The organism is Burkholderia sp. Bp9143, from assembly GCF_003853645.1.
GTDB lineage: Bacteria > Pseudomonadota > Gammaproteobacteria > Burkholderiales > Burkholderiaceae > Burkholderia.
Genome location: NZ_QTPO01000026.1, coordinates 71,135 through 98,029 on the forward strand (window position 1 = coordinate 71,135; position 26,895 = coordinate 98,029).

22 protein-coding genes are annotated in these 26,895 nt (G+C 67.0%); 6 read left to right on the top strand and 16 right to left on the bottom strand.

Going from position 1 to position 26,895, the window contains the following annotated elements; genetic code table 11:
* Nucleotides 1–132: 132 nt before the first annotated feature.
* The gene (locus tag DIE23_RS20530) at nt 133–1,059 is read left to right on the top strand and encodes a choline sulfate utilization transcriptional regulator (protein WP_124613804.1); all 927 of its coding nucleotides are present in this window, start codon (nt 133–135) and stop codon (nt 1,057–1,059) included.
* A 250-nt stretch (nt 1,060–1,309) separates the two neighbouring features.
* Nucleotides 1,310–2,197 carry a formyltetrahydrofolate deformylase gene (locus DIE23_RS20535; protein ID WP_124613805.1) on the top strand — a complete coding sequence of 296 codons (888 nt, stop codon included), beginning with the start codon at nt 1,310–1,312 and terminating at the stop codon, nt 2,195–2,197.
* A gap of 144 nt (nt 2,198–2,341) precedes the next feature.
* Here DIE23_RS20535 and DIE23_RS20540 read toward each other — a convergent pair whose 3' ends face one another.
* From DIE23_RS20540 to DIE23_RS20590, 11 genes are all read right to left on the bottom strand, one after another.
* On the bottom strand, nt 2,342–3,997 hold the full coding sequence (locus DIE23_RS20540) for an APC family permease (protein ID WP_124613806.1): 1,656 nt from the start codon (nt 3,995–3,997) through the stop codon (nt 2,342–2,344).
* 226 nt (nt 3,998–4,223) lie between these two features.
* Nucleotides 4,224–5,087: a glycine betaine ABC transporter substrate-binding protein gene (locus tag DIE23_RS20545; RefSeq protein ID WP_124613807.1), complete on the bottom strand. Its 864-nt coding sequence runs from the start codon at nt 5,085–5,087 to the stop codon at nt 4,224–4,226.
* A gap of 144 nt (nt 5,088–5,231) precedes the next feature.
* On the bottom strand, nt 5,232–6,380 hold the full coding sequence (locus tag DIE23_RS20550; RefSeq protein WP_124613808.1) for a hybrid-cluster NAD(P)-dependent oxidoreductase: 1,149 nt from the start codon (nt 6,378–6,380) through the stop codon (nt 5,232–5,234).
* Between the two features lie 29 nt (nt 6,381–6,409).
* The gene (locus DIE23_RS20555) at nt 6,410–7,651 is read right to left on the bottom strand and encodes an SRPBCC family protein (protein WP_124613809.1); all 1,242 of its coding nucleotides are present in this window, start codon (nt 7,649–7,651) and stop codon (nt 6,410–6,412) included.
* Nucleotides 7,652–7,703: 52 nt separating this feature from the next.
* Nucleotides 7,704–8,489, bottom strand: a complete 786-nt coding sequence (locus tag DIE23_RS20560) for an electron transfer flavoprotein subunit beta/FixA family protein (protein WP_124613810.1) — start codon at nt 8,487–8,489, stop codon at nt 7,704–7,706.
* Nucleotides 8,486–9,655 (bottom strand): electron transfer flavoprotein subunit alpha/FixB family protein, encoded by a 1,170-nt coding sequence (locus tag DIE23_RS20565; protein WP_124613811.1) that lies wholly within the window; start codon nt 9,653–9,655, stop codon nt 8,486–8,488. Before DIE23_RS20565 ends, DIE23_RS20560 begins: the two co-directional genes overlap by 4 nt.
* Before the next feature lie 4 nt (nt 9,656–9,659).
* Nucleotides 9,660–11,585, bottom strand: a complete 1,926-nt coding sequence (locus DIE23_RS20570) for a (Fe-S)-binding protein (RefSeq protein WP_124613812.1) — start codon at nt 11,583–11,585, stop codon at nt 9,660–9,662.
* Nucleotides 11,586–11,587: 2 nt separating this feature from the next.
* On the bottom strand, nt 11,588–13,651 hold the full coding sequence (locus DIE23_RS20575; RefSeq protein ID WP_124495125.1) for an NADH:flavin oxidoreductase: 2,064 nt from the start codon (nt 13,649–13,651) through the stop codon (nt 11,588–11,590).
* A 74-nt stretch (nt 13,652–13,725) separates the two neighbouring features.
* Nucleotides 13,726–14,259, bottom strand: a complete 534-nt coding sequence (locus DIE23_RS20580) for a DUF5943 domain-containing protein (RefSeq protein ID WP_006488993.1) — start codon at nt 14,257–14,259, stop codon at nt 13,726–13,728.
* A gap of 139 nt (nt 14,260–14,398) precedes the next feature.
* Complete coding sequence (locus DIE23_RS20585; RefSeq protein ID WP_124613813.1) at nt 14,399–15,370, bottom strand: dipeptidase; 972 nt, start codon at nt 15,368–15,370, stop codon at nt 14,399–14,401.
* Nucleotides 15,371–15,414: 44 nt separating this feature from the next.
* On the bottom strand, nt 15,415–16,689 hold the full coding sequence (locus DIE23_RS20590; protein ID WP_124613814.1) for a serine hydroxymethyltransferase: 1,275 nt from the start codon (nt 16,687–16,689) through the stop codon (nt 15,415–15,417).
* A gap of 9 nt (nt 16,690–16,698) precedes the next feature.
* Between DIE23_RS20590 and DIE23_RS40250 the strand changes: the two genes are divergently transcribed.
* Nucleotides 16,699–17,118, top strand: coding sequence for a hypothetical protein (locus tag DIE23_RS40250; RefSeq protein WP_260436122.1), 420 nt, complete (start codon nt 16,699–16,701; stop codon nt 17,116–17,118).
* Between the two features lie 20 nt (nt 17,119–17,138).
* Nucleotides 17,139–18,164: a GlxA family transcriptional regulator gene (locus DIE23_RS20600; protein WP_124613815.1), complete on the top strand. Its 1,026-nt coding sequence runs from the start codon at nt 17,139–17,141 to the stop codon at nt 18,162–18,164.
* Nucleotides 18,165–18,218: 54 nt separating this feature from the next.
* On the opposite strand, the gene DIE23_RS20605 is transcribed toward DIE23_RS20600, so the two are convergent.
* Nucleotides 18,219–19,631, bottom strand: coding sequence for a discoidin domain-containing protein (locus DIE23_RS20605; RefSeq protein WP_124613816.1), 1,413 nt, complete (start codon nt 19,629–19,631; stop codon nt 18,219–18,221).
* Nucleotides 19,632–19,653: 22 nt separating this feature from the next.
* A complete protein-coding gene (locus DIE23_RS39610; RefSeq protein ID WP_185646501.1) occupies nt 19,654–19,827 on the bottom strand; it encodes a hypothetical protein in 174 nt (57 codons plus the stop codon).
* A gap of 90 nt (nt 19,828–19,917) precedes the next feature.
* On the opposite strand from DIE23_RS39610, the gene DIE23_RS20610 reads away from it, so the two are divergent.
* Nucleotides 19,918–21,339: a PLP-dependent aminotransferase family protein gene (locus tag DIE23_RS20610; RefSeq protein ID WP_124613817.1), complete on the top strand. Its 1,422-nt coding sequence runs from the start codon at nt 19,918–19,920 to the stop codon at nt 21,337–21,339.
* A gap of 8 nt (nt 21,340–21,347) precedes the next feature.
* On the top strand, nt 21,348–22,178 hold the full coding sequence (locus DIE23_RS39615; protein ID WP_185646502.1) for an ATP-dependent serine protease: 831 nt from the start codon (nt 21,348–21,350) through the stop codon (nt 22,176–22,178).
* A 215-nt stretch (nt 22,179–22,393) separates the two neighbouring features.
* Here DIE23_RS39615 and fdhA read toward each other — a convergent pair whose 3' ends face one another.
* The 3 genes from fdhA to DIE23_RS20630 form a co-directional block, all read right to left on the bottom strand.
* Nucleotides 22,394–23,590 (bottom strand): formaldehyde dehydrogenase, glutathione-independent, encoded by a 1,197-nt coding sequence (gene fdhA, locus DIE23_RS20620; protein WP_124613819.1) that lies wholly within the window; start codon nt 23,588–23,590, stop codon nt 22,394–22,396.
* Between the two features lie 294 nt (nt 23,591–23,884).
* On the bottom strand, nt 23,885–25,075 hold the full coding sequence (locus DIE23_RS20625) for an efflux RND transporter periplasmic adaptor subunit (RefSeq protein ID WP_124613820.1): 1,191 nt from the start codon (nt 25,073–25,075) through the stop codon (nt 23,885–23,887).
* Nucleotides 25,075–26,892, bottom strand: a complete 1,818-nt coding sequence (locus DIE23_RS20630) for an efflux transporter outer membrane subunit (protein WP_124613821.1) — start codon at nt 26,890–26,892, stop codon at nt 25,075–25,077. Before DIE23_RS20630 ends, DIE23_RS20625 begins: the two co-directional genes overlap by 1 nt.
* Between the last annotated feature and the right edge of the window lie 3 nt (nt 26,893–26,895).

The following is a 26,895-nucleotide window of genomic DNA, read 5'->3' on the forward strand; positions in this document are numbered from 1 at the left end:
ACGGACGCGGCCTGCAGAAAGTGCCGCACGCACCGGCCGCGACTGGCAGAATCGCGGAAGGCCTGGCGCGGCGCCGTGCCGTCCGAAGCACTATCCCCCGCCCGAATTCGCGCGGGAAGGCGTCCGGCTCTTATGGGCCCATTAGAGAGACTTATGTCGAAACCCGAACCGTTACCGTCGATGCAGGCGCTGCGCGCGTTCGAATCGGCCGCCCGTCTCCAGAGCTTCACCGCCGCCGCGCGCGAGCTCGGCTCGACGCAGCCGGCCGTGAGCCAGCAGGTGTTCCAGCTCGAGGCGGAGCTCGGCGTGCCGCTGTTCGAGCGCAGCCCGCGCGGCGTCACGCTGACGCGCGACGGCCAGTGCCTGTACGAAGCCGTGCGGGTGAGCCTCGACACGCTGCGCGGCGCCACCGCGACGCTGCGCGCGCGCCGCGAGCACGGCGCGCTCACGATCGTCACGGATTTCGGTTTCGCGACCTACTGGCTGATGCCGCGCCTCGCGGGGCTGAAGCGCGTGATGCCGGACGTCGACGTGCGGGTCGTCACGTCACAGGATTACGACGCGCAGCGCGACCACGCCGACATCGCGATCCTGTTCGGCGACGGCCACTGGCCGTCGTGCACGGCCGCGCGGCTCTTTCCGGAATCCGTCACGCCCGTGTGCTCGCCCGCGTTCCGCGCCGCGCACCCGCAAGTCGCGCGGCCCGAGCACCTGCACACGCTGCCGCTGCTGCACGTGCAGCCGACGCGCCCCGAGCGCTGGCTGTCGTGGGCCGGCTGGTTCGACGCGCACGGCCTCGACGCGCCGGCCGACGCACGCGGCGTGACCTTCAACAGCTATGCGCTGGTGATCCATGCGGCGCTGCTCGGCGAGGGCGTCGCGCTCGGCTGGTCGCCGCTCGTCGACGAGCTGGTCGCGTCCGGGCAGCTCGTGAAGCTCGTCGATGCGCCCGTCGTCACGTCGCGCGGCTACTTCCTCGTGCGGCCGCCGCAGCGGCCCGAGCCGGACGCGACCCACGTGTTCCGGCGCTGGCTGCTCGACGCATGCGCACCGGCCTGAACGCCGCCTGGCGGGCGGCCTGACGGGCCGCCGAATGCCGGCTGATTGGCCGCCCGACGTCCTTCGGGCCAGCCGTCCGGCGCCCAGCCCCCGCCCGGCCGCGCTGGCGCGCCGATACCAGCCACACGGCGGGTTGGTTCTATCCGCGCCAAAATCGTCCTGATTTACTTGAGCCTTACGCTACCCGCGTAACCTGGCGCCCCGGTGCGCCGCCGCGCGGGTTCGCGCCCCATGACATCCGAGGAATCTCATGACCGCCGACTCACGCCCTGATCAATTCGTCCTGACGCTGTCGTGCCCGAGCGCGGCCGGCCAGGTCGCCGCCGTCGTCGGCTTTCTCGAACGCCATCGCTGCTATGTCGATGCGCTGAACGTGTTCGACGACGATCTCAGCAACCACTTCTTTGTGCGCTGCGTGTTTCATCCGACGGATGAGACGCTGCAGATCGATGCGCTGCGCGAGGAGTTCGGGCCGATCGCGGCCGCGCTCGGCGGCGGCGGTGAAGGTGACACGCAATGGGCGATCCACGACGTGAACGCGCGCCCGAAGGTGCTGATCATGGTGTCGAAGCTCGAGCACTGCCTCGCGGACCTGCTGTTCCGCTGGCGGATGGGCGAGCTGAAGATGGACATCGTCGGCATCGTGTCGAACCATCCGGACTTCGAGCCGCTGGCCGCGCAGCACGGGCTGCCGTTCCGCCACTTCCCGATCACGGCCGACACCAAGGCGCAGCAGGAAGCGCAGTGGCTCGACTTCTTCGAGTCGAGCGGCGCCGAACTCGTGATCCTCGCGCGCTACATGCAGGTGCTGTCGCAGGAAACCAGCGCGAAGCTCGCGCACCGCGCGATCAACATCCATCACTCGTTCCTGCCCGGCTTCAAGGGCGCGAAGCCGTATCACCAGGCGCATGCGCGCGGCGTGAAGCTGATCGGCGCGACCGCGCACTTCGTGACCGACGATCTCGACGAAGGCCCGATCATCGAGCAGGTGGTCGAACGCGTCGATCATGCGCTGCGTCCCGAGCAACTGCTCGCGGTCGGCCGCGACGTCGAGTGCATCACGCTCGCGCGTGCGGTCAAGGCGTTCATCGAGCGCCGCGTGTTCCTGAACGGCGACCGGACGGTGGTGTTTCCGTAAGCGCATACGTTCGGCGAGCAGCCAACAAAAAACCGACCGGCAGATGCCGGTCGGTTTTTTTTGCTTGCCGTTCGACGCTTCGCGCGACGGCCCCGGGTGCGGTGTCCGGATTCGTCGCGCGTCGCGCGTGCCGCGGTCAGGCGCCTACTTCACCCACGCGAAGTAGTACGACAGCCAGATCGTGAGCGCTGCGCCGACCAGCGCCGCATACGGCATCAGGTTCAGCCACATCGCGCGCTTCGGCACTTCGAGTTCCATGTCGCGCTGCATCTGTGCGGGGAAACGGCCACGATCCTGCCAGTAGTGACGATAGAGAAACACCGGCACGATCAGCAGCATCGCGATCAGCCCGTTGCGCAGCGTACCTTCGCCCTGCAGGTTCGCGCCCGCGCCGACATAGACGAGGTTCGCGTAGCCGCAGATCGAACCGGCGACGAGCAGCCAGGTCGGGCAGCGGAACGGACGGTCCCAGTTGCCGCGATCCATCCGGTGGATCCAGCCCGACTGAAGGTTCAGGAATACGAACAGCATGTAGCAGACGTTCGAGATCGAGAGCACCGTCATGTAGTCCGACATCATCAGCAACACGAGGTTGAAGCCGAGATCGGTCCACATCGCGCGCGTGGGCGAGCCGTGCTCGTTCACGTGCGACAGGTACTTCGGCAGCCAGCCGTCGACCGATGCCTGGTACAGCGTGCGCGACGAGCCCATCATCGACGTCATCACGATCAGCAGGATCGACAGCATCAGCATCACGACGACCGCATTCGCGACCCACGCGCCGCCGCCGACGATCTTCGCCATCGCGGCCGCGACGCCGGTGCCGTCGCCGATCGCCGGATCGAGCATCGCCTGCGTGCCGAGCGCGCCCTGGAACGCCATCGGCACGAGCGTCATCACGACGAGGCACAGCGCGCCCGACCAGAAGATCGCCTTCGCCGTGTCGCGGCGCGGATCGCGGAATTCGCGCGTGTAGCAGACGGCCGTCTCGAAGCCGTACGACGCCCAGCCGGCCATGAACATCGCACCGAGCGCCATCGTCACGCCCTGCCCGTTCCACGAGCCGAATGTCGCGGTCGTGAGGTTGCCGTGCGCGTCGTGGCCGAGCGGCAGCAGCGGCAACAGGTTCGACATCGGCACGTCGCCGGTGATGAACGGCACGATCCCGACGATCAGCAGCGGCGTGAGCGATGCGATGCCGAGAATGCGCTGCGTTCGCGCAGCCTTCGATGCGCCGCTGTGCTGAAGCTTGAACGTGATGAGAAGCAGAATCGTCGCGATGATGAATGTCGCGTTGATTCGCAGGGACAGACCTGGCTTGATGAAACCGAGATCCGCGATCTTGAGCTGCCACTGCAGCACCGCCGCATCGGCGGGAAAGAGGCTCGTGAGCGCATAGCTCGCCGCGAGGCCGCAGCCGAGCGCGAGCATCGGCGACCACGCGAGCCAGTTGCACCACACGGAAACCGGGGCAATCAGCTTGCTGTAACGGACCCAGCCGATCGCGCCATACACCGACGCGCCGCCCGATTTATGGGGAAATAGCCCTGATATTTCCGCATAAGTCGCGCTCTGAATCAGCCCCATCGTGATCGCGGCGATCCAGATCGCCCACGCGGGCTGGCCGATCGTCGCGCATACGCCGCCGATCGTGAACAGCACGCCTGCCGGCACGCCGCTCGTTACCCAGAATGCGTCTTTCCAAGTCAGGCCACGGTGCAGCGTGTGGCCCGTCGAATCATGTGAGATGGTTGCCTCAACATCACTGGTGCGGTTCGCACGCAGTCCTGCCTGACTCATCCAATTCCTCCTCTCGATCAGAGTTAGCGCTTTAGCGCTTACTCTGGTCCGATGCAAAGCAGATGACTCCGCACAAGGGCCGTAGTGTAACAACTTACGGGCTTTTTTGCAGAATCAAAAAAATAATTCCGGGAGAAGGCTGTGTCGCAGTGCGATTATTTCGCATTACTACCGACCTTTCCCGGACTGTCTCTTCATCTATTTATTGCGGTGAATCGCCGCAGTCTTACTGTGCGCCTTCAGTCCACGAATTCACGCGGTCCGCATGCGCCGCAATCCATGCATCGGCCGCTGCTTCCGGCTTCGAGCCGTTCTGGATCGCGAGCATCACGCTGTCGATCTCGCCCGGCTTCCACTGGAATTTCTTCAGGAACGCGACGACCGGCTTGGCCTTCGTTTCGAGCTGCGGATTCACGACGCTGTCGACGTGCTCCGCGCCGCCGAACACCTTCTTCGGATCCTCGAGGAAGCGCAGCTTCCACTTCGCGAACATCCAGTGCGGCGCCCAGCCGGTCACGATCACCGGCTTGTTCGCACCGACGGAGCGCGACAGTTCGGCCGTCATCGCGCTGCCCGAACTCGGCATCAGCGTGTAGCTGAGGCCATAGCTCTTGATCGCTTCGTCGGTCTTGCGCATCACGCCCGCGCCCGCGTCGATGCCGACGATCCGGCCGCCGAAGCTGCTCTTCTCGGCATTCAGATCATCGATGCTCTTCGCCTTCACGAAGTCGGGCACGATCAGGCCGATCTTCGCGTCGGGAAAGTTCGCGCCGAGGTCGACGACCTTCGCCTTGTATTCGCCCCAATAGGAGCCGTGCGTGACCGGCAGCCAGGCGGACAGCGTCGCGTCGAGGTCGCCGCGCGCCACGCCTTGCCACATGATCCCGGCGGCCACCGGTACGAGCTGGACCTGGTAACCGAGTTTCTTCTCGATCACGCGGGCCGCGACGTTCGACGTCGCGACGCTGTCGTCCCAGCCTTCGACGTAGCCGATCTTCAGCGTCGGCTTCGTATCGGCAAGCGCCGATGCGCTCAGTGCCACCATTGCCGACAGTGCGCCGGTCCAAAACAGTTTTCCGAACAGCTTCATGGTCGATCTCCTTGATATGCGCACCGTGCGCGTTGCCTCTCTAGGTTCTTCAACCACAAATCCGCGGTATCGTTGTTTTCCGACGGATGCTTGTCCGGCCGCGACGCGCCCGGACAACCGATGGCTGCTTTCGACTACTTCCGACTACTTGTCGATCACGAGATCCGACAGCGGCTTGCTGCAGCACAGCAGCACCATCCCCTGATCGATCTCGCGCTGGCGGATACCGCCGTTGTGCTTCATCTCCACCTGCCCCGACACGAGCTTCACCTTGCAGGTGCCGCACATGCCCTGCGTGCACGACGCCGGCAGCCGCACGCCCGACTGGCGCGCCGCGTCGAGCACGTGCTGCTCCGAGCCGCACGTGATCTCGCGGTTGCTCTTTGCGAAGCTGACCGTGTACTGCTTCGTCTCGACGTCACCGTCGTTGGCCGCCGGCACGAGTTCGGCCAGCACGTCGTCGCTCGCGGTCTGCGCGAGCGTTTCGAACGAGAAGCTTTCCTCGTGATACTGCTTGCGGTCGAAGCCGGCTTCGTCGAGCAGGTCGCGCACGGCCTTCATGTACGGCGCGGGGCCGCACGTGAAGATCTCGCGCTCCATGAAGTCCGGTGCGATCAGCTTCAGCAGCGGCAGCGTCAGGAAGCCGGTGACGCCCGGCCAGTTGGTGCGCGCACCGACGCGCTCGACGACGAACGACGTGCGGAAGTTCGTATGGTTCGACGCGATCAGGTCGAGCTCGCGCGCGAAGATGATGTCGTCCGGCGTGCGTGCGCTGTGCACGAACAGGATGTCGCGATCCTCGGCGAGATCATGGTGCGCGCGGCTCATCGACATCAGCGGCGTGACACCCGAACCGGCCGACAGGAACAGGTACTTGCGCGCGGGATGCCGCGCACACGTGAACTCGCCGGCCGGGCCGAGCACGCGAACCGACGCGCCCGGTTGCAGGTTGTCGTGCAGCCAGTTCGACACCTTGCCGCCCGGTACGCGCTTCACCGTGATCGAGATCGTGTGCGGCCGCGCCGGCGACGACGAGATCGTGTAGCACCGGTTGATCGTCTCGCCTTCGATGTCGAGCTCGAGCGTGATGAACTGCCCGGGCTCGAACGAGAACGCACGGCCTTGCGGCGAACGGAAGAAGAAACTCTTCACGTCGTGGGTTTCCTGCCGAACGTGGCAGCACACCAGCGTTTCCTCGACGTCGCTCGTCCAGCGCTCCGGCAGCGCGCTCCAGAACGCCGGGTGTGTAACCCGGCTGTCCGCCGGCTCGAAATGGGCCGCATCTCGCATCATGTCTTGCTCCGCTTGTTCACTGCTAAGTACTACGCGCCGATTTTTTCGGCGAGCCGGCCGATGTACCAGGCCGAGAATTTTTCGACGAGACCTTCGGTGTACGGCGAGTACGGGCCCGGCTCGTACGCGCTGCTGGTCGCGCCGCGCTGCGAGAACTCGACGAGCGCGCGATCCTGGTCGTTGGTCGCGTTCCACACGGCCGTCAGGTTCTTCACGTCGTAGTCGACGCCTTCCTTCGCGTCCTTGTGCACGAGCCACTTGGTGCGCACGAGCGTCTTGCCGGCCGACAGCGGAATCACCGAGAACGTCACGATGTGATCGCTCATGAAGTGGTGCCACGAGTTCGGCTGCGTCCAGAACGACAGGCCGCCGAGGTCGGCCTGGTCGAACTGGCCGAGCAGCTTCTTCGATGCGACCTTCGCGTCGAGGGTCTGCGATTCGCCGTGGCGGTCGAGCGGCAGGCGCTGCGTGCGGAAACCCGTCACGTCGAGCAGCTTCTCGATTTCGGCGGACGGCAGGCCCATCTCGGCCCACTCCTTGCCGCGGCGCACGCAGGTTTCCGCGAATGCATCCATGCCTTCGGCGTTCGCGTCGGAGCGCTGGTAGCCGAAGCCGTATTCGTACAGCGAGATCGTCAGCTCAGGATGGTTCGCGACGCAGTGATAGCACTCGCGGTTGTTCTCCATCGTGAGCTTCCAGTTGCCTTCCTCGATGATGTCGATCTGTGCGGCGATCTTCGTGTTCGGCAGATCGTGCGGCAGCAGGTACGGCTCCATCTGGGCGCGCAGCTGCGCGAAATCGACCGGCGGCTCCTCGGCGAGGCAGATGAAGATCAGGCCCGCGAGGTTCTGCACGTGCACCGACTTCAGGCTGTGCTTGCAGCGGTCGAATTTCTCGCCCATGTGCTCGGCGAACATCAGCTGGCCCGTCAGGTTGTAGGTCCAGCTGTGGTACGGGCACACGATGTTGCCGACCGAGCCCTTGTCCTCGTTGCACAGGCGCGCGCCGCGGTGACGGCACACGTTGTGGAACGCGCGAATTTCCATGTCGTCGTCGCGCACGATCAGGATCGAGTCGCTGCCCAGTTCCACGGTCACGTAGTCGCCCGGCTCGGGAATGTCCGGTTCGATCCCGACCTGGATCCAGTGCTGGCGGAAAATCGCCTCCATGTCGAGGGCGAAGATGTCCTCGCTCGTGTAGAACGGCGCCTCGAGGCTGTAACCTTCCTTGCGTCGCTCGATCAGTGCACGAATGTCTGCCGATACTTTCATCGTTTGCTCCGGATTCCTTGCGTCCCAGTGTGGTTGCCGACAGGCATCAAAATCAGTAGTCGATGAGCTGATGCTCGCGCAAATACGCGAGGATCACTTGTGCTTTTTCGACTGAACTCCCTTCATTTACGACGTTGCCGCCGCGGCTTTCGGTCGTCGTCGCGGACAGCATCCGGGCATGCCCGGAGCGCTTCTCGGCAGCGACCAGCTTTACGGGTTTACGCTCGATCGTGCCGACCTTCCAGGCGGCTGCATCGGCGTCCGCGCCGGTCGACGTGAGCGCCGGGCGGATCGCACCGGCCCGCAGCCGCGCGTACGCGTAGCGCGGCGCCACGTTGGCGAGCGGATGGACCGCGACGACGGCCGGCAGCGCCGCGTCGACGCGCCGCCGCAACCCTTTCGGCAAGAATTGCCGGATCGCCGCGCGGCCGCCGTCGACCGTCACGTCGACGGCCGAGCCGACGAGCGGATAGCCGAGCGTCGCGGCGACGCGATACGGCAGCATGCCGGTGTCGTACGCGCCTTCGGCGCGGGTGCCGGTCAGCACGAGGTCGTAGCCTTCGACGCGCGCGGCGAGTGCGCGCACGGCATCGTCGTCGTCTCGGCAGGCCAGCACCTCGACCTGCCGTGCGCCGAGCGCGAGGTATTCGGCAAGCGCTTCATTCGCGGGATCGCCCGCATGGATCACGTCGAGCTGCGCGCGATGCTGCTCCGCGAGCTGGCGGCCGACCTCGAGCGCGGCCGCGTCATTGCGGCTGTAGCGCGCGGTGCCGCTGACGGGGTGCCGGCCCACGGACACGAGCACCGCGATGCGTTGCAACTGGCGGGGGGCGTTCATGCTGCGACTCCTTCGGTTTCACGCGAGCCGACCGCGCTCGACGATTGTCCGCGCGACGCGCGCGCGGCCTGCACCTGTTCGATCAGCGCGGCGATCGTCGCCTGCGCGTCACCCACCACCGTCAGGTTCGCCCGCTTCGCGATCGGCGCGCTGCCGTCGAGGTTCACCGCGATCACGTGGCGGCAGTCCTTGATCCCCTGCAGGTGCTGCACCGCGCCCGAGATGCCGAACGCGATGTACACGCTGGCCTCGACCGTCTTGCCGGTCGCGCCCACCTGCTTGTCGCGCGTGAAGTGACCGTTGTCGACCGCGACGCGGCTCGCGCCGATCGCCGCGCCGAATGCGCCGGCCAGCTGCTCGAACGCGCCGATGTCGGACACGCCGTTGCCGGCCGACACGATGAAGTCGGCTTCCTCCAGCGCGACCTGCGCCGCATCGATTTCCTCGAGGCCGAGATCGCGGTACGGCTGCGCCGCGTCGCCGGCCGGGCGGATGAAGTCGGCGGCCAGGCGCTCGCCCGCACCGACGAACGGCAGTTTCGCCTCGACCGCGTTCTGCTCGAGCAGGATCACGTCGGGCAAGCCGCGCGTCGCGAACGCACGGCCGGCCTGCGCATACGCGCCGACATGCTTCGCGTCGATCTCGACCACGTGGGTCGCGACGCTCGCGCCGGCGGCCGCCGCGTAACGCCGGCCGAGATCGCCGTCGCCGGTCGCGTTGTCGGGCACGAACACGTGCTTCGGCGCGAGCGCCGCGGCACATGCCTGCAATGCTTGCAATTCGCTTTCGGGCGCGAAGGCGCGACGGTCGAAGTCGGCCAGCTCGATCAGCTTGTCGACGCCGAGTTCGGCGGCGTCATCCTTCAGTTCGCCGAATGCCAGCAGTGCGACTTCCGTCTGCGCGTCGGCCAGCACCGCGGCGGCGGCAATCGCCTGCCGCGAATGGTCGTCGAGCGCGCCGCGCTCGGTATGCGCCACCACCAGCATCACGTGCTTCGGGTCCTGCACCGCGCGGCGCGGCTTCGTGGCCGCGGCGCCATGACCGTGCGCGGACCATTGCGCGGCGCTCGCATCGGCGCTGCCTTCCTCGCCGAGCGTGATGCGCTTCAGGCCCGCGGCCGTGATGATGAACGGCCGGCGCGGATCGATTCGTTTGATCGTGTTCATCGATTCACTCCAGCGAGGCGGCAACGAGTTCGGCCACGTCGAGCACGTCGGGGCGCGGGCCCACGACGCCTTCGAGCATCGCCGTGCAGTTCGGGCATCCGACCGCGACCACGTCCGCGCCGATCGCGCGCGCGTCTGCGATGCGGATGTCGGGAATACGCTGCTTGCCCGGGATGTCGGTCAGCGGCGCACCGCCGCCACCGCCGCAGCAGCGGCCGCGCATGCCGTTGCGCTCCATCTCGACGACCTGGATGCCGATCGTCTTCAGCAGCTTGCGCGGCGATTCCGTCTCGCCGTTGTAGCGGCCGAGGTAGCACGGGTCGTGATACGTGGTGCGCTTCTCGCGCAGCGCTTCGACGGCCTTCGGTGCGATCTTGCCGCTATCGGCCAGCTCCGCCAGGTAGGTCGTGTGGTGTTTGACCGTCACGCGCAGCCCGAGCGCGCGGTATTCGTTGCGCAGGCTGTGCATCACGTGCGGGTCGGCCGTCACGATCTGCTTGTACGACAGCGAGCCGAGCGTGCCGATCAGGCGCTTCGCCATCTGCTGGAACGTCGCTTCGTCGCCGAGGCGGCGTGCGACGTCGCCGGTGTCGGTCTCGGTTCCACCGAGCACCGCATAGTCGACGCCCGCCTTGTTCAGCACCTTCACGAACGCGCGCAGCGTGCGCTGGTAACGCATGTCGAATGCGCCTTCACCCGCGACGAACAGCACGTCGACCGGCTTGCCGGGTTGCGCGACGGGTGCGTTCAAGTCGACCGACCAGTCGTAGCGCGCAGCCGTGTCGTAGCCGCCCATCGTTCCGGTCTCGCGCAGGTTCGCGAGCACTTCCTGGCCCTTGCCCGGCACCGAGCCGTGCACCAGCGTGCGGTTGCGGCGCATGTCGACGATCGCGTCGACGTGCTCGATCAGCATCGGGCACTCCTGCACGCACGCGCGGCAGGTGGTGCACGACCACAGCGTCTGCTCCTCGATCAGGCCGGCCACGATCGGGCCGTTCGGCTCGCCGCGATGCTGGCCGACCGCGAGGCCCGGCGTCGGGCTGCCGGCGTACGCGGCATCGGTGCCGCCCGCCATCCCGACGACGAGATCCTGGATCAGTTTCTTCGGGTTCAGCGGCTGGCCCGATGCGAACGCGGGGCACGCGGCTTCGCACTTGCCGCACTGCACGCACGCGTCGAAGCTCAGCAACTGGTTCCAGCGGAACTCGACCGGCTTCGCGACGCCGTACTCCTCGTGCTCGATGTCCGGCAGCTTCAGCGCGGTCGGCGGCGTGGCCGTGCCGTTACCCGTGAACGCATCGCGGGTGGCCGCGAAACGCTCCTGGCGCGGGTGGAACGCGAGGTGCAGCAGGCCGGCGATCGCATGCTTCATCGGGCCGCCCTTCGCGGCGCCGACGGTCATCGTGAATGCACCGGCACCGATCAGCAGCGCGCAGAGCACCGCGAACGCACCCGACATCGCGCCGGCCGGCACGACCATGAACAGCACGAGGCCGAGCGCGAACGAGCCGAGCAGCCAGGGCATCGCATTCCACGGGCCGCGCGACAGGCGGGCCGGCACGTCCTTGGCCGCGCGGCGGCGCCAGACGAACACCACGCCGACGAGCATCGCGAGCGCCGCGAGGAAGATCAGCTTGTCGAGCCACGGCGAGTAGATCGCGAGGCCGTAGTTGACGAACACCAGCGCGAGCGCGGCGATCGCGCCGCCGGCGGTCGCGACGTGGGTCTTCGCGATGTACGGATCGCGGGCGACTACATGGTGCAGGTCGACGAAGTAGCGCTTCGGGATCGTGAACAGGTTCGCGACGCCGAACGAGCCGGGCGCCGTCGCGCGCCCGAGACGCCAGTAGGACGAGCGCTTCGCGACCGCGAACGCGAGCCCCGCCACCGACAGCCACAGCAGTGCGGTAATGAGGAAGGCCGGATTCATCTTTAGAAATCCTTGACGAGACGCAGCGAGTCGTAGATCGCACCGTGGACGTTGTGCATCGAGATGCAGTCGCCGACACGGAACAGCAGGAAGCGGCCGTTGCCCAGTTCTTCCGACAGGCATGGTTGCGGCTCGGCCGCGAACAGCGTGTGCGGATCGATCTGGCCGCGGTTCACCGACTCCGGCTTGAGCTTCCAGTACAGTTCGTCGTTCGGCGACGAACCGTTCTCGATCACCACCTGGTCGACCGCGCGCTCTTCCAGTTCTTCCGTGTATTCGTTGCGCAGCACGGCGATCTTCTTGCCGTCCTCTTCGTACACGCGATCGAGCATCGTGTTCGGCGTCGGGATCACGCCGAGCGCATACAGGCGGCGATAGAAGATCGGGAACGTCGTGCCGCCGCAATCGTCGGCCACCTTCACGTCAGGCGTGACGACCTCGACCTTCGAGCCGCGGCTCGCCATGAAGTCGGCGACGCCCGCGCCCGCATGGGTGCTCACGCCGTCGAACAGCAGCACGTTCTGCTTCGGCTCGACCTTGCCGGTCAGGATGTCCCACGAGCTGACGGCGAGGCCTTCGGCCACGCCCCAGGCCGGCACCTGCCACGTGAAGCTCGAACCGCCGGTCGCGAGCACGACGATGTCCGGCTTCTCGGCCATGATCATCTTCTCGTCGGCGGCGACACCGAGGCGGCGGTCGACGCCGAGGCGCTTGGTTTCCATGTCGAACCAGCGGATGATCCCCGACATCTGTTCGCGCTGCGGCGCCTTCGCGGCGATCATCACCTGGCCGCCCACTTCGGTGTTCTTCTCGAACAGCACCACGTCGTGACCACGCAGCTTCGCGACGCGTGCGGCCTCGAGCCCTGCAGGGCCCGCGCCGACCACCACCACCTTGCGCTTCGGGCCACGCGATTTCTCGATGATGTGCGGCATCGTCGCTTCGCGCGACGTCGCGGCGTTCTGGATACAGAGCACGTCGAGGCCGTTGTACTGGCGGTCGATGCAGTAGTTCGCGCCGACGCACTGCTTGATTTCGTCTTCGCGGCCGTCACGGATCTTGATCACCATGTGCGGATCGGCGATCTGCGCGCGCGTCATGCCGACCAGGTCGATCATGCCGTTCGCGAGCAGGCGCTCGGCCTGGCCCGCGTCGCGGATGCTCTGCGCGTGCATCACGGGGATCTTCACCACCGACTTGATGCCGGCCGCGAGGTGCACGAACGGCTCCGGCGGCAGCGCCATCGGCGGCATGCAGTTGGCGATCGTGTTGTGCGTGTCGCCGCCCGACCCGACCACGCTCAGGTAGTCGATCAGGCCCGTCTCCGACATCGCCTGCGCGATTTCCTTCAGCGCTTCGTGATCGAGGCCGTCTTCGTGGAATTCGTCGCCGCACATCCGCAGGCCGACGCAGAAGTCCTTGCCCACCGCTTCACGCACGGCCGTCAGCACCTCGATACCGAAGCGCAGACGGTTCTCGAGGCTGCCGCCCCATTCGTCGGTGCGATGGTTCGAACGCTTGCTCCAGAACTGGTCGATCAGGTGCTGGTGCGCGGCGGAGATTTCGATGCCGTCCATGCCGGCCGCCTTCACGCGCTTCGCGGCGGCCGCGAAGTCGCCGATGATGCGGCGGATTTCCTCGATCTCGATGATCTTCGCGTTACCGCGGTGCACCGGCTCGCGCACGCCCGACGGCGACATCAGGTGCGGCCAGTGCTCGCCGTGGAACGACGAGCGGCGGCCCATGTGCGTCGCCTGGATCATGATCTTCGCGCCGTGCTTGTGCATCGTGTCGGCGAGACGCGTGAGCGGGTCGATGATCTTGTCGTTCGACAGGTTCACCGACTTCCACCAGCCCTGCGGGCTGTCGATCGACACGGGGCTCGAGCCGCCGCAGATCGCGAGGCCGACGCCACCCTTTGCCTTCTCTTCGTAATAGCGGATGTAGCGGTCGCCCGGCAGGCCGCCCGGCTCGGCATACACCTCCGCGTGCGCGGTGCTGACGATCCGGTTGCGCAGCGTCAGCTGGTTCAGCTGCATGGGTTTGAACAGGTGGGGATAACGCATCGCAGGCGACCTCTGGCGTTCGAATGTCTCGTGTTGCGGGTGTTGTAGTGTTGCTGTGTCGTTACGTCAGCACATCAGTGCGCGATCGGCGACACTTCGAAGACGCAGTGGTCGTGGTGCTCGGCCGCACACTGCACTTCCTTCGACTGCGCGCGCGGCGCGCCCTTGCCTTCCGGCGTCGTATCGTTGACCCAGTCCATCGCGCCGGCGAACCAGCCCGCGAACATGTAGCAGAGCTTGCCTTCCTTGCCCGGCTGCTGGAGCACGAACGACGAGTGGCGCAGCTCGATCTTCGCGCGCGCGCTGGCCGGATCGGCCTCGATGATCGAGAACAGGCCCCAGCCGCGTTGCGACAGGCGCTTCAGGTAGTGCTCGAACACGGCCATGCCGGTCAGCCCGTGCAGCTTCGCTTCCTTGTCGCACCAGTGGTATGCGGACTTGTAGCCGGCCTTGTAGAGGATCTCGGCATACGCTTCGACGCCGAGCGCTTCCTCGACGGCGACGTGGTTGTTCGTGAAGAAGTGGCGCGGCACGTACAGCATCGGCAGCGCGTCGGTGGTCCAGACGCCGGTATCGGGATCGACGTTGATCGGCAGTTGCGGTTGCATCGTGGTGACTCCGTGAGGAAAATTGGCCGCGCGGTTCGGGCGCTGGCACGACATCGTCCGCGTGCCCGCGCGGCTTGCGTGGGCACGTCCCGATTTTTCTAGTGTTGAATCGCGGGTAGCGGTTCGGTTCGGCGGGCGCTTACGCGCCCCACACGTCCTTGAACACGCGCACCCAGTTCTCGCCCATGATCTTGCGGATGCGCGACTCCTTCCAGCCGTGACGTTCCATCGCCGCGGTCAGGTTCGGGAATTCGCCGATCGTGCGGATGCCGTCCGGGTTGATCACCTTGCCGAAGTTCGTCAGCTGGCGATAGCGGCCCTTGTCATGCGTCAGCATGTCGAAGAATTCCTTCGCGAAATCCTGCGTGAAGTCCGTGCCGATGCCGACCGCGTCCTCGCCGATCAGGTTCACGACATAGTCGATCGCCTCGATGTAGTCGTCGATGTTCGCCTCGATCCCGCGCTTCAGGAACGGCGCGAACATCGTCACGCCGACGAAGCCGCCGGCATCGGCGATTTCCTTCAGCTGCGCGTCGCTCTTGTTGCGCGGATGTTCCTTCAGGCCCGACGGCAGGCAGTGCGAGTAGCACACCGGCTTCTTCGAGAACGCGATCGCTTCCGACGACGTGTTGCCGCCCACGTGCGACAGGTCGACCATGATGCCGACGCGGTTCATCTCGGTGATCACTTCGCGGCCGAAGTCCGACAGGCCGCCGTCACGCTCGTAGCAGCCGGTGCCGACCAGGTTCTGCGTGTTGTAGCAAAGCTGCACGACGCGCACGCCCATGTCGGCGAACGCCTCGATGTAGCCGAGGTTGTCCTCGAACGCGTGCGCGTTCTGGAAGCCGAGGATGATCCCCGTCTTGCCTTCCTTCTTCGCGCGGAAGATGTCGTCCGTCGTGCGCACCAGCGTCAGCAGCTCGCCGTTGTCGCGGATCTTCTGCTTCATCACGCCGATGTTGTCGACGGTCTTGGTGAAGTTCTCCCACACCGATACCGTGCAGTTCGCGGCCGTGATGCCGCCCTTGCGCATGTCCTCGAACACCGGCTTCTCGAACTTCGAGATGTTCAGTCCGTCGATGATGATGCTGTCCTGATGCAGCGTGCTCATATCTGCCTCTCGCTCCAGTCTCTGCTTTTTGTGGGGGTCGTCGATCAATAAATCGGGAAGCGTTCGCAAAGCGCGAAGATCTCGCGGCGCACGCGCTGTTCGGTCGCGTGATCGCCTTCGGGGTTCGCGCGCAGCGCGTCGAACACTTCGAGAATCAGGCGGCCGATCTCGCGGAACTCCGCGACGCCGAAGCCGCGCGTCGTGCCCGCCGGCGTGCCGAGGCGGATGCCCGACGTGACGGTCGGCTTCTCGGTGTCGAACGGAATGCCGTTCTTGTTGCAGGTGATGCCCGCGCGTTCCAGCGCCTGCTCGACCGGCGCGCCCTTCAGGCCCTTCGGGCGCAGGTCGACCAGCAGCAGGTGGTTGTCGGTGCCGCCGGTGACGAGATCCACGCCGCCCGCCTTCAGCACTTCGCCGAGCGCCTGCGCGTTCGCGAGCACGTTGTCGATGTAGGTCTTGAAGTCCGCGTGCAGCACTTCGCCGAACGCGACGGCCTTGCCGGCGATGACGTGCATCAGCGGGCCGCCCTGCAGGCCGGGGAACACCGCCGAGTTGATCTTCTTCGCGATCTCTTCGTCGTTGGTCAGCACGAAGCCGCCGCGCGGGCCGCGCAGGGTCTTGTGCGTGGTCGACGTGACGACGTGCGCATGCTCGACCGGGTTCGCATGGCGGCCGGCGGCGATCACGCCCGCGATGTGCGCCATGTCGACCATCAGCTTCGCGCCGACGCCGTCGGCGATCGCACGGAAGCGAGCGAAGTCCAGCGCGCGCGGGTAGGCCGAAAAGCCGGCGATGATCAGGCTCGGCTTGTGCTGCTGCGCCAGTTCCTCGACCTGGTCGTAGTCGATCCGCATCGTGTCACGGTTCACGCCGTACTGCACCGCGTTGAACCACTTGCCCGACAGCGCCGGCTTCGCGCCGTGCGTCAGGTGGCCGCCGGCGTCCAGCGACATGCCGAGCACCGTGTCGCCCGGCTTCGCCAGCGCGAGCATCACCGAGCCGTTCGCCTGCGCGCCCGAGTGCGGCTGCACGTTCGCATAGCCGGCGTTGAAGATCTGCTTCACGCGCTCGATCGCCAGCGCCTCCACCTCGTCCGCGAATTCGCAGCCGCCGTAGTAGCGCTTGCCCGGATAGCCTTCCGCATACTTGTTGGTCAGCACCGAACCCTGGGCCTCCAGCACGGCGCGCGACACGATGTTTTCCGACGCGATCAGCTCGACCTGCGACTGCTGGCGCTCGAGTTCCTTCAGGATGGCGCTGCGTACCGGCGCGTCGCGCTCGGCAAGGGGCTGCGAGAAGAAAGGCTGGGTGTTCGACATAGTGCGTCCGTGACGAAGAATAAAGGGCGTGAAACCGAAGCTCGAGGCCCGCCCTACCTGGGTTTCCAGCGCATCCAGTGCAAGGCTGCCGACGGCTCTATTCTTGTCGTTCGGATTTTCGGCGGATTGATGAATTTAGACGCGTTCTTTGCCTTTTCCGCCATGCGCGTCCGTTTTGCACAAGTGACCGGTCGTGCTTTTTTTGATGACCAAGCAAGCCGGCGCAGGCGGTTCACCTATGGACAGGCACTTCGCCGGTGCCCGCGCTGCGCGTCCGGGGTGCAGCGCAGCCCGCTTACGGTGCAGTGCAGCATCCGCCTGACGCCCATACAACGCGTGGTGCTAGGGTTTAGCCGTATGGCACGCTTGTTGCGCTCGCTCACACAATACGGCAGCCCGATCCGTGCCACTCGGGCGAAAAGCTATTAGAGATTCAAGGAACGCTCCCCATGTCGCCCGACCGCACAGCGTCGCTGTCCCACTTCGCGTTCATGCCCTTGCCGAACTTCACGATGATCGCGTTCACGAATGCGATCGAGGTGCTTCGGATGGCGAACTACCTGAGCGGCCAGCCGCTCTACCGCTGGTCGATCATCAGCCCGGAAGGCGGCCCGGTCACGGCGAGCAACGGTCTCACGGTCGACACGGGCCCGGCCGAATGCGTGGGGCAGCCGGATATCGTATTCGTGTGCGGCGGCGTCGACGTGCAGCGCGCGACCACACCCGACCATCTGTCGACGCTGCGCCGATTCGCGCGCATGGGGCTGCCGCTCGGCAGCCTGTGCACGGGCACCTATGCACTCGCGAAGTCGGGGCTGCTCGCGGGCTACGCGTGCGCGATCCACTGGGAAAACATGTCGGCGCTGAAGGAAGAGTTTCCGGACACGCGCTTCCTGAAGGAACTGTTCGTGATCGATCGCGACCGCATCACGTGCACGGGCGGCGTCGCGCCGCTCGACATGATGCTGAACCTGATCGCCGCGCGCGTGGGCACCGCGCGCGTCACGCAGATCGCCGAGCAGTTCATCGTCGAACACGTGCGCGATACGAGCGCGCAGCAGCGCATGCCGCTCGTCGCACGGCTCGGGTCCGCGAACAAGTCGCTGTTCGAAGTGATCTCCCTGATGGAGAACAACATCGAGGAGCCGCTGTCGCGCGAAGAGCTCGCGCGGCTCGCGAACATGTCGCAGCGCCAGCTGCAGCGCCTGTTCCGCGAGCATCTCGGGATGACACCCACGCACTATTACCTGACGCTTCGGCTGCGCCGCGCGCGCGAGCTGCTGCTGCAGACCGACATGTCGATCATGCACATCACGATGGCGTGCGGTTTCCAGTCGGCGTGCCACTTCAGCAAGAGCTATCGCGACGCATTCGGCGTCGCGCCGACGCGCGAACGCCGCAAGCAGGTCGCGCCGCTCTCGCAGGGTGCGGCGGCTACCGGGTCGGCGTTTCCCGCCCACGTGATTCATGCGTGACGCGCGCACGGCACGATGAAAAAAGCGGCCTTGAAGGCCGCTTTTCATTTGCGCTTACGATCCCCACACCTGCATTTCGTCGAGCGAGTAACCCCACTGCGTCGCGCGCTTCGTGCCGAGCATCCGCACGTAGCGCCCCTGCGCGTTCAGGTTGGGCAGCGTGACGTGACCGTACGACACGCCGTTGTTCGTCGAGTAGACCGTTGTCCAGTTCGCATTGTCGCTCGACGTCTGGATCTGGTAGACGAGCGCGCCCGCGTCCCAGTAGAGATCGACGCTGCTGATCTTCTTGATCGCGCCGAGATCGACGGAGATCCATTGCGGATCGACGCCCGCGCCTTCCGGTGAATCCCAGCGCGTGCTGGTCGTGTTGCCGTCGAACGCCTTGTCCGGCGTCAGCGACGCGTTGTAGCTCGCCGAGGCCGCGGCCGGACGCCCTTGCGACAGCAGCGTCGGCTGCGCGGCAGCCGGGCCGCCGTAGTAGCTCGAGCCGAGCTTCGCCTTGGTCGTGTCCGCGTTCACGCCGAACTGCGACAGGCTCCAGCGCTGGCCGGTCGTCACGTCGCCCACGTAAAGCTGGTAGCCGCCCGCCGTCGTCGACGAGAAGAACACGTAGTTCGTGCCGCTCACCGGCGCAGGGTCCGAGTTGTTGCTCACGCAGTCGTTGATCGGCAGCGCGTTCGGCGTCGACGCCGGGTCCGCGGTCTTCGTATAGATCTGGTCGGCGCCGCCCGTGTCCTTCCAGCGCGCATAGAACACCATGCCGTCGCCGCGCACGATCGGATAGTAGGTCTGCAGACCGGCCGGATGATCGAACGTGACGGTCGTACCGGTCGCGATCGTGCGCTTCATCAGCCCCATGTTCGAGCCGGTGCCCGTCGCGTAGTAGACGGCGCTCGCGTCCGGCGCGAGGAACGGCATCGAGTATTCAGCGCCGGCCGGGGCGTTCGTCAGGCTCACGACCGACGTGAACACCGGGCCCGCGCTCGTGTACGACAGCGTGCCCTGCTTCACGTCGCCGTTCTGCTTGAACACGAGCGTCTTGCCGTCCGCGCTGAACTTCGGATCCTCGTTGCGCGTCGCACCCGTGCTGTTCGTCAGGTTGACCGGCGGCGTACCGGCACCGAGCTGCAGCATGAACACGTTCCAGGCGCCGTTGCTGATGCCCATGAACGCGAGCCACTTGCCGTCGGGGCTGAACACGCCGTTCATCGGATCGGTGATGCCCCAGCTGCTCTTGCTCAATTGCGTGAGCGTATGGGCGGAAAAATCGTACAGGAACAGCTGGCTCGTACCGTCGCCGTAATTGACGTAGCTGTGATAGACGAGCTTGCCGGTCAGTGCGGCTGGAAACGACGCGTTGGATTGAGTCGGGGGATTGCTGATGCAGGCTGCTTCGGCGGCGCCGCCGAACAGGTTGAGGGCGATGCCGGCCACGAGGCTCGCGGCAAGGAACTTCGATTTCACGCTCGTTGCTTCCGGATAAAGGTCAGGACGTTGTAGACAAGGCCCCGCGCACGGTGCGCGAGGTCACGGATCCGCCGTCGGGCAGTGTGAATTCCGTATCGATCGAGCATCGGGGAATAAAACTTGTGAAGAATGCCGGTTCGTAGGTCTGAAGAAAAGGATCAGAGTCGATCGAAAACATGCGGATCAGCGACATGCGGATCAGCAATTGGGGGGCGGGATTGAACGCGGCGGATGCCGTGCTACTCTTTTCTCAGCGACGGCCGCGATCGGCCGGAGGGCAGGCATGAAGCGATATGCGGCGCTCGCACAGACGATTGCCGACGCGATCCGGCGTGGCGACCTCGGGGCCGGCGCGCGCATCCCGACCGTGCGCGCGGCGTGCCGCGCTTACCGTGTAAGTCCTTCCACCGTGTTTCGTGCGTACTACACGCTCGAAAGCGAGGGCCTGATCACCGCGCGTGCGCGTTCCGGATATTTCGTTGCGAACGTCGATGACAAACGCGTGCGCACGGGTCACGACACACCGTGCAAACCGGCCGCGGCGCAGACCGGCGACGACGATACGCTGTTCCGCTTGCTCGACTCGCTCAAGTGCGACGACATCGTGCCGCTGGGCTCCGCGTTCGCCAGCTATTCGCTGTTTCCGATGAGCAGCCTGTGGCGGTATGCGGCGGCCGCGGCCCGCAACATGGACCGCGCGAAACTGCTGGCCGGACTGCCGCCGGGCCACGAAGCGCTGCGCCGCCAGATCGCACTGCGCTACCTGAACGCGGGCGCATCGCTGCCGATGGAAGAGATCGTCATCACGACCGGCGCGGCCGAAGCGCTGACGCTGAGCCTGCAGGCGCTCACGCGCCCCGGCGACATCGTCGCGATCGAGCGTCCGGCCTACCACGCGGTGCTGCAGACCGTGCAGCGGCTGCACCTGAAGGCCATCGAGATTCCAGTGGATCCCCGCACCGGCCTCGATCTCGATGCGCTCGCCGACGCGCTCGACACGCATCCGGTGCGCGCATGCTGGTTCATGACCTCGTTCCACAACCCGACCGGCGCGACGCTGCCCGACGAGCGCAAGCGCGCGCTGATCGACCTGCTCGCGTCGCACCGCGTGCCGCTGATCGAGGACGACGTGTTCGGCGAACTGCACTTCGGCCCGACGCCCACGCGGCCTGCGAAGCTGTACGACGAAAGCGGGCTGGTGCTGCATTGCGGTTCGTTCTCGAAGTGCCTCGCCCCCGGCTTCCGGGTCGGCTGGGTCGCGGCCGGACGCTATGTGAAGCAGATCAGGCAGGTGAAGAATGCGAGCGCGCCGGCGGCCGACGTGCCCGCGCAGATGGCCGTCTCCAGGTACCTGCGCAACGGTGCATACGACCGCTTCCTGCGCAGGCTCCGACGCAACCTGGCGGCCCACCAGGCGCAGATGCTGGCGGCCGTTCGCGCGTACTTTCCGCCCGACACGGCGGTGCATGTCCCGCGCGGCGGGTATTTCCTGTGGATCGAATTGCCGCCGCACGTGGATGCGATGCAGTTGTTCGGCGACGCGATGGAGAACGGCGTCAGCCTCGCGCCCGGGCCGATCTTTTCCATGACGGGCGCCTTCCACCGCTATGTCCGGCTAAACTATGGCCGGCCGTGGACCCCTGCAGTCGAGGACGCGATGCAGACCATCGGGACACTCGCGGGGCGGCAACGACAGACGAGGTAGCAACGACCATGCAAGTCCTGCCCACCCGGAAAGTCCGCACGCGCGACACGCTGCGCGGCGCATTGAACCTGCGCGCCGAGCCGCGCGATGCCGTCAGCCAGCGCTGCCGGCAATGCGGCTTCATGGCGTTCCGCGCCGTCGAACAGTGCCCCGTCTGCGGACTGGGGGACTGGCCATTCGCGCCGCTGCGCGAACGGAACGACCGGAGCGCCGATGCGCATGCCGCGCAGGTCGCTCCTCCGCACGACGCGCCGCCCGTTCCGACGTGGCCGTCGCGCGTCGCGGCCGCGGTGCGCAGCGCGGCGGTCCGGCGCCCGAGCGCATCGAGCGCGCCGATCCTGAGCATCCTGACCCTCGTGCTCCTGGTCGGTGGCTATGTGACGTTCGATCGGACGTGCAAGGCCAATCCGGTCTGTCGAGGCGAGAGTACGCCGGGCCCGGTGGCGGCCGAGGCCAGTCTGCAGCCGGCTGACGCGCCGACGTTGCCGGTCGTGCCCGCGCCCGTCTATGCGTTTCATCCGGCCGACGCGACGCAGGCCGGCGCCAAGCACGCCGATGCCAAGCAGGCCGACATCACACAGGACGACGTCGACCTGCCGCGCGCCGCCGCCGACACGAGCCCGCCCGCAACCCGACGAGCGACGGCGATGGTCGCGCGGCAAGCACCGCCGCTGCACGAGCCGCCCCAGGCGCGAGGCGGCATGCGCGTCGCCGACTGGAAAGGCGGTGCCGCCGCGCGGCGCACGCACGCGATCCGCCGCGTGAGCCAGCATATGCGCCATGGACACCGAGCCGTGGCGACCGATGCCAGACTGGCGATGGTCTATCGCGGACACTGAGCGCCGGGCGCGGCACTGATTTCTCCAAACCGGCATGCGCAACATCGGCGTTTGCGCCGCGAAACGAAGTCGGTCGATGCATGCACGGCAACGCACGACGCCCACCGCGATCCGGGGCGCGTCCTTGCCGTTCGTGCGCATGGGTTCGCCCGCCCACAGCGAAAACGGGCGGCACCGTCTCCGGTGCCGCCCGCTTCATGCCCGTCGTTCGTGCGTCAGGCCGCCAGCAAACCGTGCGGATCGATCACGAATTTGCGCGGCGCGCCGCCGTCGAACTTCTTGTAGCCTTCCGGCGCCTGGTCGAGCGAGATCACCTCGACGTTGACGATCTTCGCGATCGGAAGACGGTCGAACAGGATCGCCTGCATCAGGTTGCGGTTGTACTTCAGCACCGGCGTCTGACCCGTGAAGAACGAGTGCGACTTCGCCCAGCCGAGGCCGAAGCGGATGCTCAGGCTGCCGTGCTGCGCGGCCTTGTCTTTCGCGCCCGGATCGTCCGTCACGTACAGGCCCGGGATGCCGATCGCACCGGCCGGCCGCGTGATTTCCATCAGCGAGTTCAGCACCGTCGCGGGCGCTTCCTCGGAATGGCCCGACGAACCGTGGCCGTGCGCCTCGAAGCCCACGCAGTCGACTGCGCAGTCGATCTCCGGCACGCCGAGGATCTGCTCGATCTGCTCGCCGAGCGACGCGTCCAGCGACAGGTCGACCGTCTCGAAGCCCATCGCCCGCGCATGCGCGAGGCGTTCCGGGTTCATGTCGCCGACGATCGTCACCGCCGCGCCGAGCAGGCGCGCCGATGCGGCCGCCGCCATCCCGACCGGGCCCGCGCCCGCGATATAGACCGTCGAACCGGGCTTCACGCCCGCGGTCACCGCGCCGTGATAACCGGTCGGCAGAATGTCGGACAGGCAAGTCAGGTCGCGGATCTTCGCCATCGCCTGATCGCGGTCCGGGAATTTCAGCAGGTTGAAGTCGGCGTACGGCACCAGCACGTATTCGGCCTGGCCGCCGATCCAGCCACCCATGTCGACGTAGCCATATGCACCGCCGGCACGCGCCGGGTTGACGTTCAGGCACACGCCCGTATGCGTGTCCTTGCACATCGCGCAACGGCCGCACGCGACGTTGAACGGCACCGACACGAGATCGCCGATCTTCAGCGTCTCGACGTCGGGGCCCGCTTCGACCACCTCGCCCGTGATCTCGTGACCGAGCACGAGGCCGACCGGCGCGGTCGTGCGGCCGCGCACCATGTGCTGGTCGGAGCCGCAGATGTTCGTGCTCACCACTTTCAGGATCACGCCGTGGCCGATCGCGCGGCCGGTCGGATCGACCATCTTCGGATAATCGATCTTCTGCACTTCGACCTTGCCCGGCCCAAGATAGACGACACCTCGATTGCTGCTCATCGTATTGTCTCCATGTCTCGTTGGATGGCGCTGCTGTGCGCCGGACGGATGCGGCGCACATGCAACGTGCTGTTCGAGAGTAGTCCCGGAGGCGGGGGCGCCGATGTCTCAAACGCGACATGCGTTTGATCGGTGCCGACATCGATGGCGGAAACGCGAAAGTCGGGTCAGGAAAACGGCCGGAAGGCGGGAACGCGGAAGACCTGAACGCACGGCCAGGGGCCCGGCCGATCGTCACGATCGGCCCGCCCCGCCGGTCGGGCACGCCGGTCGGGCACGCCGGTCGGTCTCGCCTTACCCGCCCTGATTCTCGCGGACGATCGCAGCGGCGGCCGCTTCCGCGTCGCGCGCGACGCCGTCGTGCATGCGCGTGCTGACCGCCGGCGTCGGCGGCTCGCTGTCGAGCGCATGGCCATCGCGGTTGCGCGTATCCACCGTCGCGCGCATCGACAGCCCGACCCTGAGCGGATGCGCGGCCAGGTCGCGGGGATCGATCGCGATCACGACCGGCACGCGCTGCACGACCTTGATCCAGTTGCCGGCCGCGTTCTGCGACGGCAGCATCGAGAACGCGCTGCCGGTGCCGGCCGAGAAGCCCTGCACGCGGCCGCGATAGACGACGCGCGACCCATACAGGTCCGACACCACGTCGACCGGCTGGCCGACGCGCATGTGGCGGATCTGCCCTTCCTTGAAATTCGCCTCGACCCACAGCCGGTTCAGCTGCACGATCGACATCAGCGGCACGCCGGGCCCGACCTGCTGGCCGACCTGCACCGAACGCTGGCCGACCGTGCCGTCGACCGGCGCGACGATCGTCGTGCGCTTCAGGTTCCGGTACGCGAGCTTGAATTGCGCGGTCGCCTGCACGACGGCCGGGCTCTCGTCGACCGGCAGCTTGCTGCCGAGCGCGCGCGCCGCTTCGAGCTGCGCCTGCGCGGCCGCGAGGTTCGCCTGTGCGCCGGCGACCGCCGCGCGGGCGCGTGCCAGTTCCTCCGGCGCGACGATCTCCACCGATGCGCCCGAACGCGCGGCGAGCGCGCGCTGCGCGAGCGACAGGTCGGCCTGGCGCGCATTCACGGCTTCCACGTACATCGTGTTCGAGATCTTCGCGTTCGCGACCTGCCGCACGGCCTGCACGAGCTGCGCCTTCGCCTGCGCGAACGCGACGGACGCTTCGGTATCGTCGAGCCGCACGAGCGTCTGCCCGGCGCGCACGGCCTGTGTATCGGCGACCAGCACGTCGGTCACGGCGCCCGGGATCTGTGCGGCGACCTGCACGATGGTGCCCGCGACGTACGCGTCGTCGGTGTCCTCGTCATAGCGGTCGCGCAACAGCCAGAACGCGATCCAGACGAGCGCGGCGAACACCACGACCGCGAAGAACAGCATGAAGCGCTTGCGGCGCGTCGCGCGGCGCGCGTCGAGTGCCGGATCGTCGAGGGCGGCCGGCTGCGCGGCGGTATGAAGGTTGTCGTGGTGCATCAGTCGCTTTGCGTAACGATCAGGCGATCGTGCTGGAAGACAGGTATCGCCGGCATGGCCGACGGGCCCGGCGACGGGCTCGCCGATGCCGTGCGCGCGAGAACGGGGGTGGCGCGAGACGTCGCGCCGATCGTCGACGGGCGCGCCGCGTCGTCACGCGTTGCGATACCGGCATTCGGCGTACCGTCGACCTGCGGACTTGCGCTGCTCGCCGGACGCGTCCCGGTCGGCCCACCCGCTGCCGCACGCCCCGGGGCCGCCGCAACCGCCGCCCCACGCCGTGCCGCCCCGCTGCGCGCCTGATGCGCAGCCGGCGCCTGCGCCACCGTTGCGCCCGCATCGAACCCTCCACCCAGCGCGCCAATCAGCCCGACACGCAGCGTCCGCTGCCGGCCGAGCAATGCGATCATCTGCGCGCGCTCGTCGATCAGCGTGAGGTCCGCGACATCGACGTCCTTCTGCATCAACACGCCGCGCCGGTGGCGGTCGGCCGCGATCTGCACGATCTTCTGCGCGGCCGCGACCGCGTCCTGCTGCTGCGCGACGAGCGTCCGCGACGTTTGCAGCGACGTGACGAGCTGCGCGACCTGCCCGAGCGCGTCGTCGACGGTCTTGTTGTACAGCCCGATCGCGACGTCGGCCTGCGCGACGTCCGCGCCGAGCTTGGCCTTCAGCCTGCCGCGGTCGAAGATCGGCAGCGAGATCGCGGGGCCGACGGAGCCGGCGAGCGCGTCGCGCGAGAACAACGACGCGGGCGTCAGCGCGAACACGCCGCCGAGCGCGACGAGGTTCACGTCCGGATAGAACTGCGCGCGCGTCGAATCGGCGTTCGCGAATGCCGCTTCGACGCGCAGCCGCGCGGCGACGATGTCGGGCCGGCGGCCGAGCAGGTCGGCCGGCAGCCGCGCCGGTACGGCACCGCCCGCGAACGCGCCGACGCGCGGCCGCTGCAGCGCGAGCCCGCGCTCGGGGCCACGGCCCGACAGCACGCCGAGCTGCAGTTGCGCGAGCTTGATCTGTTCGTCGTTCATCGCGATCTGCGCGAGCAGCTTGCTGCGCTTGATCGACGCGTCGCTCGCGTCGTACGCGTTGTCGAGCCCGCGCGCGGTGCGCTCGCGCAGCACGGTCGTCACGCGCTGGCTGACCTTCAGTTTCTGCTGCAGCAGATCCTGCGTCGCATACGCCTCGTCGAGCTGGCAATACACGGTGACGATCGCGACCGCGAGCGTGAGCCGCACCTGCTCGGCCTCGACGCGCGCCGCTTCGCGCAACGACATCAGGCTCTTCGTCGCGGCGCGGTTCCTGCCCCACAGATCGAGCTGGTAGTTCAGCCCGACGAACACTGACGACGGCGATGTGTTCGGATCGCCGAAGATCTCGACCGGCACGCGATAGCCGCCGGCCGACACGTTCGCGACGTTGTCGCCCGGCTTCGGCATCCGCGCCCGGCTGATCGTCGCGCCGGCCGTGCCGGTCAGTCCCGTCAACGAATCGAACTGCTGAAGCTGCGCCTGCGCGATCCGCAGCCGCGCCTGCGCGACCTGCAGGTCGGGGTTGTTCTGCGCTGCCTCCGCCACCAGTGCATCGAGCTGCGGATCCTGCATTTGCTTGACCCAGTCGGGCGCGGGCCACGCGCCGTTCGTGCCGGGGCCGGCCGTGTGCGCGAGCGCATCGTCGGCCGGCGCGCGCAGCGACAGCGACGGCAGGAAGCCCGACGGCACGCAGCCACCCAACGCCAGCAGCACGGCTGCCGCCCCGATCATCGATCCGCCCTTCACGGCACGCGCCATCCCCACCGCTCTCTTCACACGCCGCATCGC

Coding starts and splice junctions, on each gene's coding strand:
- DIE23_RS20530 (WP_124613804.1), top strand. CDS start 133: ATGGGCCCATTAGAGAGACTTATGTCGAAACCCGAACCGTTACCGTCG.
- DIE23_RS20535 (WP_124613805.1), top strand. CDS start 1,310: ATGACCGCCGACTCACGCCCTGATCAATTCGTCCTGACGCTGTCGTGC.
- DIE23_RS20540 (WP_124613806.1), bottom strand. CDS start 3,997: ATGAGTCAGGCAGGACTGCGTGCGAACCGCACCAGTGATGTTGAGGCA.
- DIE23_RS20545 (WP_124613807.1), bottom strand. CDS start 5,087: ATGAAGCTGTTCGGAAAACTGTTTTGGACCGGCGCACTGTCGGCAATG.
- DIE23_RS20550 (WP_124613808.1), bottom strand. CDS start 6,380: ATGATGCGAGATGCGGCCCATTTCGAGCCGGCGGACAGCCGGGTTACA.
- DIE23_RS20555 (WP_124613809.1), bottom strand. CDS start 7,651: ATGAAAGTATCGGCAGACATTCGTGCACTGATCGAGCGACGCAAGGAA.
- DIE23_RS20560 (WP_124613810.1), bottom strand. CDS start 8,489: ATGAACGCCCCCCGCCAGTTGCAACGCATCGCGGTGCTCGTGTCCGTG.
- DIE23_RS20565 (WP_124613811.1), bottom strand. CDS start 9,655: ATGAACACGATCAAACGAATCGATCCGCGCCGGCCGTTCATCATCACG.
- DIE23_RS20570 (WP_124613812.1), bottom strand. CDS start 11,585: ATGAATCCGGCCTTCCTCATTACCGCACTGCTGTGGCTGTCGGTGGCG.
- DIE23_RS20575 (WP_124495125.1), bottom strand. CDS start 13,651: ATGCGTTATCCCCACCTGTTCAAACCCATGCAGCTGAACCAGCTGACG.
- DIE23_RS20580 (WP_006488993.1), bottom strand. CDS start 14,259: ATGCAACCGCAACTGCCGATCAACGTCGATCCCGATACCGGCGTCTGG.
- DIE23_RS20585 (WP_124613813.1), bottom strand. CDS start 15,370: ATGAGCACGCTGCATCAGGACAGCATCATCATCGACGGACTGAACATC.
- DIE23_RS20590 (WP_124613814.1), bottom strand. CDS start 16,689: ATGTCGAACACCCAGCCTTTCTTCTCGCAGCCCCTTGCCGAGCGCGAC.
- DIE23_RS20600 (WP_124613815.1), top strand. CDS start 17,139: ATGTCGCCCGACCGCACAGCGTCGCTGTCCCACTTCGCGTTCATGCCC.
- DIE23_RS39610 (WP_185646501.1), bottom strand. CDS start 19,827: ATGTCGCTGATCCGCATGTTTTCGATCGACTCTGATCCTTTTCTTCAG.
- DIE23_RS20610 (WP_124613817.1), top strand. CDS start 19,918: ATGAAGCGATATGCGGCGCTCGCACAGACGATTGCCGACGCGATCCGG.
- DIE23_RS39615 (WP_185646502.1), top strand. CDS start 21,348: ATGCAAGTCCTGCCCACCCGGAAAGTCCGCACGCGCGACACGCTGCGC.
- fdhA (WP_124613819.1), bottom strand. CDS start 23,590: ATGAGCAGCAATCGAGGTGTCGTCTATCTTGGGCCGGGCAAGGTCGAA.
- DIE23_RS20625 (WP_124613820.1), bottom strand. CDS start 25,075: ATGCACCACGACAACCTTCATACCGCCGCGCAGCCGGCCGCCCTCGAC.
- DIE23_RS20630 (WP_124613821.1), bottom strand. CDS start 26,892: ATGCGGCGTGTGAAGAGAGCGGTGGGGATGGCGCGTGCCGTGAAGGGC.